The organism is Allobosea lupini (genome assembly GCF_900109525.1).
Classification (GTDB): domain Bacteria; phylum Pseudomonadota; class Alphaproteobacteria; order Rhizobiales; family Beijerinckiaceae; genus Allobosea; species Allobosea lupini.
Genome location: NZ_FOAN01000015.1, coordinates 34408 through 48996, shown reverse-complemented (window position 1 = coordinate 48996; position 14589 = coordinate 34408). Strand labels below are relative to the sequence as shown.

General features: G+C 65.5%; 13 protein-coding genes. 11 read left to right on the top strand and 2 right to left on the bottom strand.

Annotation, left to right across the window (positions count from 1 at the left end; genetic code table 11):
* Positions 1-66: 66 nt before the first annotated feature.
* From BMZ21_RS28010 to BMZ21_RS27980, 7 genes are all read left to right on the top strand, one after another.
* On the top strand, positions 67-5184 hold the full coding sequence (locus BMZ21_RS28010) for a DEAD/DEAH box helicase family protein (RefSeq protein ID WP_091842662.1): 5118 nt from the start codon (positions 67-69) through the stop codon (positions 5182-5184).
* A gap of 271 nt (positions 5185-5455) precedes the next feature.
* Positions 5456-7171 (top strand): ParB/RepB/Spo0J family partition protein, encoded by a 1716-nt coding sequence (locus tag BMZ21_RS28005; RefSeq protein ID WP_091842659.1) that lies wholly within the window; start codon positions 5456-5458, stop codon positions 7169-7171.
* Between the two features lie 90 nt (positions 7172-7261).
* Positions 7262-7732, top strand: coding sequence for a hypothetical protein (locus tag BMZ21_RS28000; RefSeq protein ID WP_091842657.1), 471 nt, complete (start codon positions 7262-7264; stop codon positions 7730-7732).
* A complete protein-coding gene (locus tag BMZ21_RS27995) occupies positions 7729-8616 on the top strand; it encodes a DUF7007 domain-containing protein (protein ID WP_091842654.1) in 888 nt (295 codons plus the stop codon). Before BMZ21_RS28000 ends, BMZ21_RS27995 begins: the two co-directional genes overlap by 4 nt.
* Entirely contained in the window at positions 8616-8942 is a 327-nt protein-coding gene (locus tag BMZ21_RS27990) for a hypothetical protein (RefSeq protein ID WP_091842651.1), read from the top strand. Before BMZ21_RS27995 ends, BMZ21_RS27990 begins: the two co-directional genes overlap by 1 nt.
* A gap of 399 nt (positions 8943-9341) precedes the next feature.
* The gene (locus BMZ21_RS27985) at positions 9342-9929 is read left to right on the top strand and encodes a hypothetical protein (RefSeq protein ID WP_091842648.1); all 588 of its coding nucleotides are present in this window, start codon (positions 9342-9344) and stop codon (positions 9927-9929) included.
* 107 nt (positions 9930-10036) lie between these two features.
* Positions 10037-10282 carry a type II toxin-antitoxin system VapB family antitoxin gene (locus BMZ21_RS27980; RefSeq protein ID WP_091842737.1) on the top strand — a complete coding sequence of 82 codons (246 nt, stop codon included), beginning with the start codon at positions 10037-10039 and terminating at the stop codon, positions 10280-10282.
* 49 nt (positions 10283-10331) lie between these two features.
* On the opposite strand, the gene BMZ21_RS27975 is transcribed toward BMZ21_RS27980, so the two are convergent.
* A complete protein-coding gene (locus BMZ21_RS27975) occupies positions 10332-10808 on the bottom strand; it encodes a type II toxin-antitoxin system VapC family toxin (protein ID WP_091842645.1) in 477 nt (158 codons plus the stop codon).
* Positions 10805-11071 carry a type II toxin-antitoxin system Phd/YefM family antitoxin gene (locus tag BMZ21_RS27970; RefSeq protein ID WP_091842642.1) on the bottom strand — a complete coding sequence of 89 codons (267 nt, stop codon included), beginning with the start codon at positions 11069-11071 and terminating at the stop codon, positions 10805-10807. The genes BMZ21_RS27975 and BMZ21_RS27970 overlap by 4 nt, the downstream gene beginning before the upstream one ends.
* 287 nt (positions 11072-11358) lie before the next feature.
* On the opposite strand from BMZ21_RS27970, the gene BMZ21_RS27965 reads away from it, so the two are divergent.
* From BMZ21_RS27965 to BMZ21_RS27950, 4 genes are all read left to right on the top strand, one after another.
* Positions 11359-12285: an ArdC family protein gene (locus tag BMZ21_RS27965; RefSeq protein ID WP_091842640.1), complete on the top strand. Its 927-nt coding sequence runs from the start codon at positions 11359-11361 to the stop codon at positions 12283-12285.
* 351 nt (positions 12286-12636) lie between these two features.
* The gene (locus BMZ21_RS27960; RefSeq protein WP_091842637.1) at positions 12637-12945 is read left to right on the top strand and encodes a DUF736 domain-containing protein; all 309 of its coding nucleotides are present in this window, start codon (positions 12637-12639) and stop codon (positions 12943-12945) included.
* Between the two features lie 480 nt (positions 12946-13425).
* Positions 13426-13632 (top strand): hypothetical protein, encoded by a 207-nt coding sequence (locus BMZ21_RS27955; protein WP_091842635.1) that lies wholly within the window; start codon positions 13426-13428, stop codon positions 13630-13632.
* Between the two features lie 209 nt (positions 13633-13841).
* A complete protein-coding gene (locus tag BMZ21_RS27950; RefSeq protein WP_091842632.1) occupies positions 13842-14585 on the top strand; it encodes a ParA family protein in 744 nt (247 codons plus the stop codon).
* Positions 14586-14589: the final 4 nt, after the last annotated feature.

Genomic DNA, 14589 nt, shown 5'->3' with positions numbered 1-14589 from the left:
CCTTCCGACCGCCTGGCTCGCCCAGCGGGCCGATGGCGCGCGCCTTCAGCACAGGAGCACGTCGCAGTGGCGCATGACGACCCCTTCACAGTCGACCTGTTTGGCAATACCGCGCTCTCGTCCGGCCTCGGGCTTGGCGTGACCGCTTTCGCCGGCGATTTCGATGCCGGTCCCGGGAATGATGACGATCCCGATCCGACCACGCCGGCGCCAGCCCAGGCGCCGGCGCCCCGCGCGGCCCGGCCCATCGCTCGCGCGAAGCCGCCGCGTGAGCCTCAACGCGATTTCCATCTCGATGGCGACCGTGACCTCGCCCGCGGCTGGAAGGAGCGCGCCCGCGACAATATCGCGGCAATCCGCCTGGCGGCGGCGATCGAGGCCGAGGAGCGCCCGGCCACGCGGGCGGAGCAGCACACGCTGATCCGCTTCACCGGCTTCGGCGCGTCAGGTCTGGCGAACGGCGTCTTCCGCCATCCGGGCGAGGCGACCTTCCGCGCTGGCTGGGAGGAGATCGGCGCTGACTTGCAGGATGCCGTCGACGAGGCCGCTTACGCCTCGCTGGCGCGATGCACACAGTATGCCCATTTCACGCCGGAGTTCATCATCCGGGCGATCTGGTCAGGGCTGCAACGCCTCGGCTGGCGCGGCGGCCGGGTGCTGGAACCGGGCATCGGCACGGGGCTGTTTCCGGCACTGATGCCAGGATGTTTGCGCGACGTCGCCCACGTCACCGGGGTCGAGCTCGATCCGGTGACGGCACGCATCGCCCGCCTGCTGCAGCCGCAGGGGCGGATCGTCACCGGGGACTTCGCCCGCACCGAGCTGCCGGCGAGTTTCGACCTCGCGATCGGCAATCCGCCCTTTTCCGACCGCACGGTCCGCTCGGACCGGGCCTATCGTGCGCTGGGCCTGTGCCTGCACGACTATTTTCTGGCGCGGTCGATCGATCTGCTGAAGCCCGGGGCGCTCGCGGCCTTCGTGACCTCGCACGGCACGATGGACAAGGCTGACAGTTCTGCCCGCGAGTATATCGCGAAGTCGGCCGACCTGATTGCAGCGATCCGCCTGCCCGAGGGCAGCTTCCGCACTGACGCCGGCACGGATGCGGTCGTTGACATCCTGTTCTTCCGGAAGCGCAAGGTCGGCGAGCCCGAAGGCGGCCAGAGCTGGCTCGACCTCGACGATATCCGCCCTGCCGATGGCGAAAGCGTCGCCATTCGCGTAAACCGCTGGTTCGCACGCCATCCGGCGTTCGTGCTGGGCGAGCACGCCACGACCTCGGGTCCGTTCGGCGAGACCTATACCTGCCTGCCGCGCGTGGGCGCGGATCTCGCCCCCGCGCTCGACGCCGCCATCTCCCTTCTTCCGGAAGCCCTCTATGATGGCGAGCCTACCGTCATCGACTCCGACATGGCGGATGAGGCGGGCGGCCCGGTAGTCGATCTCCCATCGCATCGCCATGTTCGCGAGGGCAGCTTCATCTTCGACGCTTCGCATGGCTTGATGCAGGTCATCGACGGTGTGCCCGTTGCAGTGAAGGTCCGACAGGGTCGCAGCGCGGAAGGCATGCCGGAGAAGCATGTCCGGATCATCCGCAAGCTGATCCCGGTCCGCGACGCCCTGCGCGAGGTGTTGAAGAGCCAAGAGCAGGACCGCCCTTGGAAGGACGCGCAGGTGAAGCTGCGCATCGCCTGGTCGAGCTTCATCCGCGACTTCGGGCCCATCAACCACACGACGGTCTCGATCAGCGAGGACGAGGAAAGCGGCGAGGTGCGCGAGACGCATCGCCGGCCGAATCTGCTTCCCTTCCTCGACGATCCCGACTGCTGGCTCGTCGCCTCTATCGAGGATTACGACCTCGAGACCGATACGGCGAAGCCTGGTCCAATCTTTTCCGAGCGCGTGATCGCACCGCCGTCGGCGCCGGTGATTGCTAGCGGCCCGGATGCGCTAGCCGTGGTGCTGAACGAGCGCGGCCATGTCGATCTCGACCACATCGCCGAGCTGCTGCACGCAAATACCGACGCCGTCATCGCTGAGCTTGGCGACGCAATCTTCCGTGATCCCGAGACCGGCGCCTGGCAGATGGCGGACGCTTATCTCTCCGGTCATGTTCGCGACAAGTTGAAGGCGGCGGAAGCCGCCGCCGCTCTCGATCCCGCGTTCGAACGCAATGTCCGCGCCCTGGTCGAGGTCCAGCCCGCCGACCTGCGCCCCCCCGACATCACGGCTCGTCTGGGCGCACCATGGATCCCGGCATCGGATGTGGTCGCGTTCGTCACGGAAACGATGGGCGCGGAGATCCGCATCCACCATATGCCGGAACTGGCCTCCTGGACGGTCGAGGCCCGTCAACTCGGCTGGATTGCCGCCGGCACGTCGGAATGGGGCACAGAACGCCGGGATGCCGGCGAGCTGCTCGCCGATGCCTTGAACAGCCGCGTGCCGCAGATATTCGACACCTTCGAGGAGGACGGCAGGGAACGCCGCGTGCTCAACGTTGTCGACACCGAAGCTGCGAAGGAGAAGCTCCAGAAGATCAAGACCGCCTTCCAGGCCTGGGTCTGGTCCGACCCCGACCGGACCGACCGGCTGGCGCGCTTCTATAACGACCGCTTCAACAACATCGCCCCGCGAGGCTTCAACGGCGATCATCTCCAGCTTCCGGGCGCCTCAGGCGCCTTTTCGCTTTATAGCCACCAAAAGCGCGGCATTTGGCGCATCGTCTCGGCCGGCTCGACCTATCTCGCCCACGCCGTCGGCGCGGGAAAGACCATGACCATGGCCGCCGCCGTCATGGAACAACGCCGGCTCGGCCTGATCGCCAAGGCGATGATGGTCGTCCCCGGCCATTGCCTGGCACAGGCGGCGCGCGAGTTCCTGGCGCTCTACCCGAACGCCCGCATCCTCGTCGCCGACGAGACCAATTTCGTGAAAGAGAAGCGGGCTCGCTTTCTGTCGCGCGCGGCGACAGCGACCTGGGATGCGATCATCATCACGCATTCGGCCTTCCGGTTCATCGGCATCCCCTCGGCCTTCGAGCAGCAGATGATCCAGGACGAGCTCGAGCTCTACGAGACCCTGCTGACCAAGGTGGAGAGCGACGACCGCGTCTCGCGCAAGCGGCTCAAGCGGTTGAAAGAGGGGCTCAAGGAACGGCTGGAAGCGTTGTCGACGCGCAAGGACGATCTGCTGACCATCGCCGAGATCGGTGTCGACCAGATCATCGTCGATGAGGCGCAGGAGTTCAGGAAGCTCTCCTTCGCCACTAACATGTCGACGCTGAAGGGCGTCGATCCGAACGGGTCGCAGCGGGCATGGGACCTCTATGTCAAATCCCGCTTCGTCGAGACGAGGAATCCCGGCAGGGCGCTCGTGCTTGCGTCGGGTACGCCGATCACCAACACGCTCGGCGAGATGTTCTCGGTGCAGCGGCTCATGGGCCATGCCGCGCTGACGGAGCGAGGCCTGCACGAGTTCGACGCTTGGGCCTCGACCTTCGGCGACACCACGAGCGAGCTCGAGCTTCAGCCGTCTGGAAAATACAAGCCGGTCAGCCGGTTTGCGTCCTTCGTCAATGTGCCGGAGCTGATCGCGATGTTCCGCTCGTTCGCGGACGTCGTGATGCCGGAGGATCTGCGGCGCTATGCGAAGGTGCCGGCGATCGCGACGGGGCGTCGCCAGATCGTTACGGCGAAGCCGACAGCGGCCTTCAAGCGCTACCAGATGGTGCTGGACGCCCGCATCAAGGCAATCGAGGAGCGTGAACGGCCGGTGGAGCCGGGTGACGACATCCTGCTCTCGATCATCACCGATGGCCGCCATGCGGCGATCGACTTGCGCCTGGTCGATGCGGACAACGACAACGAGCCCGACAACAAGCTGAACCTGCTCGTTCGCAACGCCTTCCGTATCTGGGAGGCGACGGCCGGCAACAGCTACATCCGCCCGGACGGCAAGCCGTTCGAGTTGGAGGGCGCCGCGCAGATGATCTTTTCCGACCTTGGCACGATCAATGTCGAGAAGAGCCGCGGCTTCTCGGCTTATCGCTGGATCCGTGATGAGTTGATCCGCATGGGCGTGCCGGCCTCCGAGATCACCTTCATGCAAGACTTCAAGAAATCCGAGGCGAAGCAGCGCCTGTTCGGCGATGTCCGCGCGGGCAAGGTACGGTTTCTGATCGGCTCGTCCGAGACGATGGGCACCGGCGTCAACGCGCAGCTCCGGCTGAAAGCGCTGCATCATCTCGATGTGCCCTGGCTGCCCTCGCACATCGAGCAGCGGGAAGGCCGGATCGTCCGGCAGGGGAACCAGCATGATGAGGTCGACATCTACGCCTACGCTACCGAAGGCAGTCTCGACGCCACGATGTGGCAGAACAACGAGCGCAAGGCCCGCTTCATTGCGGCGGCGCTCTCCGGCGACACCTCGATCCGCAGGCTGGAAGATCTCGGCGAGGGGCAGGCCAATCAGTTCGCTATGGCCAAGGCGATCGCGTCCGGCGACCAGCGCCTGGTGCAAAAGGCGGGACTGGAGGCCGATGTCGCCCGGTTGGAGCGCCTGCGCGCCGCGCATGAGGACGACCAGTTCGCCATCCGTCGGCAGATTCGCGATGCCGAGCGCGACATCGCGCATGTGACCCGTCGCATCGAGGAAATCGGACAGGACCTCGCTCGCCTCGTGCCGACCGCAGGCGAGGCCTTCGCATTGACCATAGGCGGCATGTCCCATTCCGAACGAAAGGCCGCCGGCCGAGCGCTTATGAAGGAGATCCTGACCCTGGTTCAGCTACAGCACGAGGGCGAGGCCGTGATCGCCTCGATCGGCGGCTTTGATCTGGAGTATTCCGGAGAGCGGTTTGGCAAGGACGGCTATCGCTACGACACCGGCCTGCGACGCACCGGCACCGATCATGAAATCGAGCTGTCGGTCACGGTGACGCCACTCGGCGCGGTTGCACGCCTCGAGCATGCGCTGGCGGATTTCGAGGGCGAGCGGGAGCGCTATCGCCAGCACCTGGCCGATGCCCGGTGCCGCCTTGCCTCCTATCTGTTGCGCGATGGCGGCGAGTTCGTCTTCGCCGGTGATTTGGCCGACAAGCGCAGGCAACTCGCCGAGGTGGAGAAGGCGCTCGCGGCCGATGTCGAGGGTCTCCATGGGGATGGAGAGCGGCAGGCCGTATAGAAGGGACGGAGGGATGGGGAAAAAGAGGAGGGGGAAAAGCCACTTCGCGGATCGGCCATGCCGGTGGCGCTGTCGCTCAACCTCCGTTTGCGCGATCCCGGCCCGTCGGCCTGCGCAGGGCTGTCGGCCCCGCTCGTCCCGCCGGGCAAGGATGCTCGCCGGCGGTTGCACCGGCCTGTCCGCTCCGCCGGCCGGAGGGGGTCTTCGGCAAGAAGACCGGACAGGAGCGGGGAAGCCCCCGCGTCCGCAACCCTCTGGAAGGAGCATTCCCATGCACATCGTGAAGGTCGACCCGCGCGCGCTGAAGGACAATCCCGACCGCACGCGCCAGACGAAGTCGACGCCGCAGGCCGACGCGCTGCTGCTCGCCACCATCAAGGCGGTCGGCATCGTGCAGCCGCCGGTGATCGCGCCAGAGAGCGGCGGCGGCAATGGCTACATCATCGATGCCGGCCATCGACGGGTGAAGCAGGCGATCAAGGCCGGGCTCGAGGAGATCGAGGTGCTGGTCGTGGACGCGGCCAACGACAATGGCGCCATGCGCTCCATGGTCGAGAACATCGCCCGCGAGCCGCTGAACCCGGTCGACCAGTGGCGCGCCATCGAGCGTCTGGTCGCGCTTGGCTGGACCGAGGAGGCGATCGCGGTCGCGCTGTCGCTGCCCGTACGCCAGATCCGCAAGCTCCGGCTTCTCGCAAATGTGTTTCCGGCGATGCTGGACCAAATGGCAAAGGGCGACATGCCGAATGAGCAGCAGCTGCGCACCATCGCGGCCGCCTCGCTCGACGAGCAGAAGGAGGTGTGGAAGGCGCACAAGCCGAAAAAGGGCGACCCGCAGGTGTCCTGGTGGAGCGTCGCCAACGCCCTGACCAGGAAGCGCATGTATGCGCGCGATGCTTCCTTCGGCGACGAACTGGCGCAGGCCTATGGCATCGAATGGGTCGAGGACCTGTTCGCGCCGGCCGACGAGGACTCGCGCTACACCACCCAGGTAGAGGCCTTTCTCGGCGCTCAGCAGGAGTGGATGACGCAGAACCTGCCGAAGAAGGGCATCATCACCGAGTCCAACAACTGGGGCCAAGTCGAGCTACCGAAGAGGGCGGAGCGCGTCTACGGCAAGCCCGGCAAGGGCGATTGCACGGCGATGTATCTCGACCGCGAGGGCAAGGTGCAGACTGTGCACTACCGCATGCCGGAGGAGAAGAAGGCGAAGGACAAGGATGTGGTTGGGTCCGATGATGTCGGCACGCTTGCGAAGCCGCGTCCCGACGTGACCCGCAAGGGTATCGAGATGGTCGGCGACCTGCGCACCGACGCCCTGCACGAGGCGCTGTCGCGCGCGCCGGTCGAGAACGACACGCTGATGGCGCTGCTTGTGCTCGCCTTCGCCGGACAGAATGTCCGGGTCGACTCCGGCGCGAGCGGCGACTTCCGTTGGGGCCGGCGCTTCGGGCGTCATGCGGCGGCGCTGTTCGACCAGCAGGGCAAGCTCGCCTTCGACAGCGACACGCTGCGCATAACGGTCCGCAGCGTGCTGATCGACGTGCTGTCGTGCCGGGAGAACGCCACGAAGTCGGGGATCCTCGCTCTCGTCGCCGGCGATGTCATCGGCGCGGACGGCTTCCTCCCCAACATGGGCACCGACGACTTCCTGTCGTGCCTGTCGCGTCCGGCTTTGGAGGCTGCCTGCAAGGATACGCCGGTCCTGCCGCGCCAGCGCGTCAAGGACACCCGTGCCGCCCTGGTCGAGCATTTCAAGGAAGGCCGGTTAGTCCACGCCTCGGCGCTGTTCGCACCGGACGCTGCCGCGCTCGGCGCCTGGCTGACGGAGAACAGCGCCGTCGAGGCGGAGGGTGACGGTACGCCGGCTGATCAGGACGAGCTCGACGGCGACGGTCCCGTCGAGCCGGCCCACGACTTCGACGCTGATGAGGAGAGCTTCGAAGAGGGCGATATCCCCGACAGCTTCCGCGAGGCCGCCGAGTAGGCCGCTCATCCCCTTCCTGCAAATGCACTTCCCCGCCGCCGGTCATCCCGGCGGCGGCTTCGTTTCCACGACCACGAACAGGAGGATACTATGTCCGCAATTCTTGCTTTCCATGCACCCATCGGCTCGACCATCGCCTGGTCCGACGGCACACCGCGGCCGCTTGAGCGCTTCACCAAGAAACTTGCGGCCTGGCTGACCAACAACGGCACGGGCCGCCTGATCCGAAAGCAGCCTGGCAGGTGCATGGGCAATCTCAGCCTGTCCGCCAGCTTCACCCTGCATGAGACCGATTTCGGCGCTCGCGGCGTGGTCGCCATCCGGGTCCATCGCACCTTCTCGCTGGAATCGAGCCTGCACTTCAGCGTGATCGAGCGCCCGGCGATTGGGTCCGTGCGTGTCTTCGATCGGGCCGGCGAGGATGCCGAGCTCGTGTGTCTCGCGCCGCATCGGCAGGCGGCGGAGGAATGGCTCTCCCGCCATGGCTATCCGCGCGCGGTGCTGGAAGAGGTCACAGCCGACGAGGTTGGCGCCGCCGTCGTCGAGGGGAGGGCGGCATGAAAAGCGCCTTCGATTGCGACACCGCGACCGATGCGGCTGCTACAAATCCACAGATCGAGTTCGGGCGGTCGGCTGACGGTTTCCCGGTCGCCCGGGTCGGCGACAGCGCCTTCGCCATGCTGTCGGCGCGCGACGGGCGGCACTATCTCGCGGCTGGCTGGCGGATCGCGCGGCCACTCGCGGAATGGCGTCAGTCCGATTTTTACGTCCATTCCAGCGGACTGACGGATGGGGCAGCGTTTCGCGCCAGGGTCCTGGAGCAAGCAGAGCATCAGCGCGAAAAGAGGGCGCTCGGTCGCCGCGAGGTCCATAGCCGGGCGCAGACGCCATGGGGCGTCTCGCAGTGCGCGACAGTCTACACCGAGGGCGTCGAATCTCATTCGACCGCCGGCCATGGCGGCTTCAAGCTCTCTGCCGAGCGGAACGAACATGTCCACCCACTCCTGCGAGCGATGGACGGCTGGTACGAGGAGGATTGCGCCTGGGCGGTCGTCGCCATCACCTTTCCCGACCTCTTCACCGGTTTCGAGCGGCGCTGCGCCGAGCGCTCGGTCAAGGATAGTTGGCCTGATGCGTGGGAGACGATCTTCGGCGTCGTGCTGGGACCAGGCGAATCCTATGAGAAGGACCGGCGGGCCTTTCATGAGGCACATGCCGGCGACTGGATCGTGGTCTCCGCGATCTCATCCGGTCATCAGCAAGGGTTCGTCGAGTGCGTCGCGACGCCCGGTGGCCGGCGCGGCGTGGACACCGAAGAGCGCCGCTTTCTCGTTGCTGCGGACGAGTACGCAGTCGGTCGGTTCGGCTTCGTCATCGATCCGAGCCGTCATGTTGTCTATGGCGGTCCTTCCAGCTTTATCGACTGGCAGCGCGGAGCGTCATGATGACGATCCTTCCCGAGACGTTGGCGCAGCTCTCGCGCATGGAGGGGGCGCGCCGGCAGGTCCAGCGCCAGCTTGAGCTGATCGACCGGCAGATCGCGCGCCGGGCGGCCGCGCTGGTCCCGCAGCAGCGCAGACGCCATGGCGATCGCCGAGGGACATCGTCCGACATGTGCATGGTGCTGGAACGCTACCGCTCGACACTTGCCGCGCTGACAGCCGAGCGTCAGCCGGAGATCGACGCGCTGTCGCGCAAACTTTCGCGGCAAGACCAGGCCATCGCCGCCCATCACGCGCGTCAGCAGATTGCGCTTTCGCCCGCGGCGTGACCGAGCGATGCGGGCGGGCGTTGCAGGTCCGTCAGATCCGAGGCATTCGGCGGCGCATGGCTGCGAGGCCCCGAATGTCCGTATCGGTCGCGTCACTGACGCAAGACGGGCTGGCCCTCGTCCTCTCGGTTTTGCTGCGGTCTAAACCGTCGGCCAGGCGCTTCAAGGCCGCGTGCCGCGCCGCGTGGCGGCCGGCCTTCGCCGATCTTGCGGACGAGGCCCGGCGCCCTTCGCAAGGGCTTGTGCCCTGCTTGGCCGCAAGCCTCGTCCGCTCGCCTGGCAAAGGCCGGACCTGTGAAGCGCCAGGGCTTTCGACGGTTCGGGTCGACCGCACCCGAGGGGACGACGGCCAAGCGCCGATCCGGCTCCGAGGGCGCAACCGAAGAAAGGACTTTTTCCATGGCCAAGACCGCACATTCACCCCGCCAGACCGCCCGCGTCGTGCCGCTCCGCAAAAGCACGACCATCGAAGTGACACGGCTCGCCTGCCCCGACACGCAGCAGGCGATCCTGATCTCCGAGAGTTTTGGGCTCCCGGTCCTCGACGGCGAGGGCATCCGCGACCTGCACCAGCGGCTGATCGTGGAGACGGCAGCCAGCCTGCAGGAAGGGCTCGGTGAGAGGGCGATGCAGATTCACCTGCAGCGCATCGTCGGGGCTTATGTCGGTTCGGCCCATGGCGCCGGACAGTTCTACTCCCGCGCTGTCACCGAGGCCCGCGACGCCACTGCCAAATCGGCCTGCGATGCTCGCGACGAGGATGTCGATGGCCCGGTCGGCTTCGACGGCCCTGCCCAGCGCAAGCGAGAATTCGCGGCCGACATGGGCGTCCAGGCCCACGCGCTGCTGATGGCGGCCGAGGGCGCTGTCGCGGCTTACGAGCAGGTCATCGGCGAACGGTGGAAGCCCTTCGAGCGAGCGGCTGAGACGACAGGTCCATCCGTCGATCGCAAGGCGGCAGCAGCTCAAATGGCGGCGTTCGGTTGAGCTTCAGGTGAGCGGGGCGCGCAGCCCCGCTCGCCATTCTCATTCGGTCGCGACCTCTGCGCTCAGATGCTGATGGCCATTTGCAGACACCCCAGATAGAGTTCAGCATGTCCATTACGATTGATGATCCCGAAACCGAGGCACTGACGACCCAGCTCGCGAAGATGACGGGCTTGAGCGTCAACGATGCCGTGGCGTTAGCCGTGGGGGAAGCCATTGCGCGGCGGCGCACAGCGGAATCGCCTCGCCAAGCTGCCGAGCGGCTACGGGAACAGCACGGCATCGCGATGAGCGATACGGCGAGAACGCCGCTTGCACGCGAGGCTTTTGACGAGATGTGGAGACCGGGCTGAACCCGATCCTTCGCCGGTCGCGTATCGCTGCTTGAGCGCAGCCGCTGAATTAACGCACCGACCTTTGTCCGCGAGGTGTAAGCGGAAACCGTTCCGGGTCATCGTTCCACGGATCGAACACCACCGCGCCGGTTGCGCCGAAATCCTTGGCATTGCGTGTCACGAGATAGAGATCGTGCTCAATTGCGGTCGCGGCCAGCATCGTGTCGATGACCGGCGGCGGATGACCGCTCGTCCGCCTGATCTCTCCCGAGATCCGCCCCCAGGCCAGCACAACAGGGTTGCTGACCGGAAGCATCCGATCATTGAATCGTTGCGCGAGGGCGTCGCGAGCGGCCTTGTATCTCGGCCGGTCGCGATGATCGTGGCCCAAATTGAAAATCCCCTTGTCGTATTCGGCCAAAGTCAGGACGCTGATAAAGAAGCTTTCCTCTTGCTGGTTGCGCGCCCACTTCTTGACTGACGGCGCGCCGTTGGGATTGATCAGCGCAGCGACGACGTTGGTGTCGAGAAGCCAGCCCTTCAAAGTTCGACGTCCCGCCCGAAATCCGCTTCGCGGCGCAGGTCGAGCCCATCGAGATGCAGGCTCTCCATGAATTCGACGAAGGGCGCCTGCGGTTTCTGCGGAACCAGACGGTCGAACTCCTCGACGCTCACGACCACAACCGCGTCATGTCCGCGTACGCTGACGCGCTGGGGACCATCCGTGCGGGCGTGACGCACGACTTCGCTGAAGCGCGCCTTGGCGTCTTCGAGCTTCCATCGTCCCTTGGGCAATGCCTTGACCATTCGCGCAGCTCTTCTCGCGACGATATTCGACCTAGTCAGATAGTCAGAATATAGCGGCTATCGCCCGTCGGCGCCAGTCCTCTTAAGCGAAATATGATGCCGGTTGCGATTGGCCGACCGCGACCCGTCTCGGCCGACGGTCTTGGCCGGTATGGCGTCGGCTGCAACGGCTTTGCCGTCTTCCACTTCGTTCCAGCCCTTCGGGTGCAGCCATCGCCTGTTCCCCGGCTTTTCGACCTCCGTGACGGGGTCGCGATCGGCGCGACCTCCACGATGGAGGTTGGATCATGAGCAGGTCAGCAGAAAAGCCGCGCGCGGACATCTATGCGCGGATCACCGACAGGATCGTCGCCGATCTGGAGAAAGGCGTGCGTCCCTGGATGCAACCATGGCGCTCAGGCAACGGCAGCGGAAGCGTGACGCGGCCGCTGCGGCATAACGGCCTGCCTTATAGCGGGATGAATATGCTTTTGCTCTGGTCGGAAGCCGCGGCGCGTGGATACGCCTCGCCAGTCTGGATGACGTTCAAGCAGGCGCTCGAACTCGGCGGCGCAGTCCGCAAGGGCGAGACCGGCGCGACGGTTGTCTTCGCCAGCCGCTTCAAGAAGACCGAAACCGATGCATCGGGCGATGCGGTCAATCGTGAGATCCCGTTCCTCAAATCCTACACGGTCTTCAACGCCGAGCAGATCGACTGCTTGCCGGCCCAGGAACGCGGGCAATCAGAACCGTCGCGCGATCCGATCGAGCGGATCGACCAGGCCGATCGTTTCTTCGCCGCGACCGGCGCCGTCATCCGACATGGAGGCGACCGCGCCTACTACTCCCCAGCGACCGACCATATTCAGATGCCGCACGTCTTTACGTTTCGCGATGGGGGTTCCTATATCGCGACGCTCAGCCATGAGGCGACGCATTGGACGGCCGCAGGGCATCGCGCGAACCGTGATCTCAGCCGCTACGGCAAGGATCGGAGCGCGCGGGCGCGTGAGGAGCTGATCGCGGAACTCGGAAGCTGCTTCCTCTGCGCCGATCTTGGCATTACGCCGGAGCTGGAGCCGCGTCCAGATCACGCCAGCTATCTCGCTTCCTGGCTCGCGGTTCTGTCCAGCGACAAGCGCTTCATCTTTGCGGCTGCGGCGCATGCGCAGCGAGCCGTCGCCTATCTACACGGGCTTCAGCCGCAGACCAGCTCGATCGCGGAGGCTGCGTGAGTGGTCGAGCTCGATGTGCCGGATGCAGTTCGGGATCAATGCAGGGCGCTACCACCATGCGTTCCATGGCTGCTTACAAGCGCCTTGCGTCCACTGCGTCCTCGTTGGGCATGTCTGACCGGAGGCCGTCGTCGCTGGCGCGCCGTCTCGCTCTTACACCAGCAACGGCCATCCGCGACTTTCTTCCCCTGGGCCCTGCGGTCCCATTCCTCGCGGGACAAGAAAGCCGCTCCTGGCCGTCCTCCACAGCGTTACGGTCCTTTCAGGATGCAGGTCGAGCGCCTCCGGTCTTTCGACTGCCATCGAGGCCGCGATGGGCGATAGCCTCGAGCAACCAGAAGGAACTACGACATGGCGATCATCGGCAGCTTCACCTCGAACGGCGACGGCTTCAACGGCACGATCAAGACCCTCAACCTCAACGTCAAAGCCAAGATGGTGCGCCCGGAGCGGTCATCGGAGAAGGGCCCGGCCTTCCGCATCCTCGCAGGCGCTGTCGAGTTTGGCGCGGCCTGGCAGAAGACCTCGGATGAGGGGCGCGACTATCTCTCGGTCAAGCTCGACGATCCGAGCTTTCCCGCTCCCATCTACGCAAACCTGATCGAGGTCGAAGGCACGGAAGGCCTCCAGCTCATCTGGTCTCGCCCGAACCGCAACTGACCCCAGTGCAAGATGGCCCCGCCGTGAGGCGGGGCCAATCCACCCGCTCCGCGACCGTTTGGCGAAAACCACCTCGCCCTTCCACTACGTCAGTCCCCTTGTTGGTTCGAACCACAGCCGATCCTTAGGTGCCGTCAGCGCACGGATTGTGATTCAAACAACCGCCGCCTCGCTGAACGTGCGGGCAGCGGCTCGTGGTTCAACCACATCCGGGAGCTGTTGGTTCAAACCACACTTCGGCCTTCGCGCGATCTGAACGGTGCAGCCGCCCTGGTGCTTCCCGCGTGAACTGGAGGGGCTCTCTGGTTGTGCCATGGTACGGCCGGCGGAGCCCGCCTCAAGGACGCGCGGTACCCCCAAAATGCTTCGCATTTCGGCTCCCCCACGCGCCGCCTCTGGCGGTCGGCTTACGCCGATCCTTGACCTGGTCTCCACCGACGCGTGGCGCGCCTTTGTCCATTCGAGACGAAGGAGGTTCTCATGACCATGCCGATCGATCAGCAGATTGCCGAGCTCAAGGCCGAGCTGGCCAATGCCTGCCTGACAACGCGCGAGCGCCGCGAGGCGAAGCGCGAGCTTGAATTCCTGATCGAGCAAGACCGCAGCGATGCGGAGACGGGGTACTTCGCGGATGTCGAGGGTTGCGCCGCAGTCCACGCCGCGGAGCTCGCCGCTCTGCCATTCTGAAAATCACGATCCGAGACGGTCGGTCTGACGCCATGCGCGTCGGGCCGGCCTTTTTATGTGTCGCCTGGCCTGCGCTTGCTGCGCTGCGCGCCGGCCCGGGCGTCTTTGACCTCTCGCCGATTTGGTTTGAACCACACCGTCACGTCATCGCCGCGATCTCCGCCCACAACACGCTCTGATTGAATTTGTCGGGACACTATCGCGTTCGCATGAAGACCATCGTGATCAATAACCAGAAGGGCGGCGTCGGCAAGACCACGCTGGCCGTGCATCTCGCCTGGCACCTGTCCGAAGCTGGCGGCCGCGTGCTGCTAATTGACGCCGATGCTCAGGGCAACGCCACCGATACGATGAAGCGTCATCGTGGTGAGGTAACTGCTGCCGCGTTGTTTCGACAGGGCAGGGCGCCAGTCACTGGCGGCGTCGACGGGATCACGCTCGCGGCTTCTGACAGCTCCCTCACCGATGTCGATCGCGGCGATGCCGCGGGCATCCAGCAGTTCCGCGACAACCTACAGGCTGGCAGCGCGGCGTTCGATGTCTGCGTCATCGATACGCCGCCATCTCTGGGCTTGCGCAGCGTGGCCGCGCTGGTTGCAGCGAGCCATGTGCTGTCGCCTATCTATCTCGAGGATTATTCCGTGAAGGGCGTGAAGGGCCTGCTCCAGACCGTGATCGGCGTGCAGAAGCGCTATGGCCGATCCGACTTGAAGTTTCTCGGACTGCTGCCGTCGAACTTCAACACGAAGTCGCCGCGTCAGCGAGCGCATCTCGACCAGCTCTTGCGCGAGGCCGGCAGATACGTTTTTCCAGGCCACATCGTTGCACGTGACGGCTATGCGGAAGCGGTCGCCGAGGGCGTGCCCGTCTGGAAGCTGAAGAAGCGCTCGGCGCAGGACGCCGGTCGCGAAATCCGTCTCGTGCTGTCGCGCATCGTCGAGCAGATGGGTTGATGGC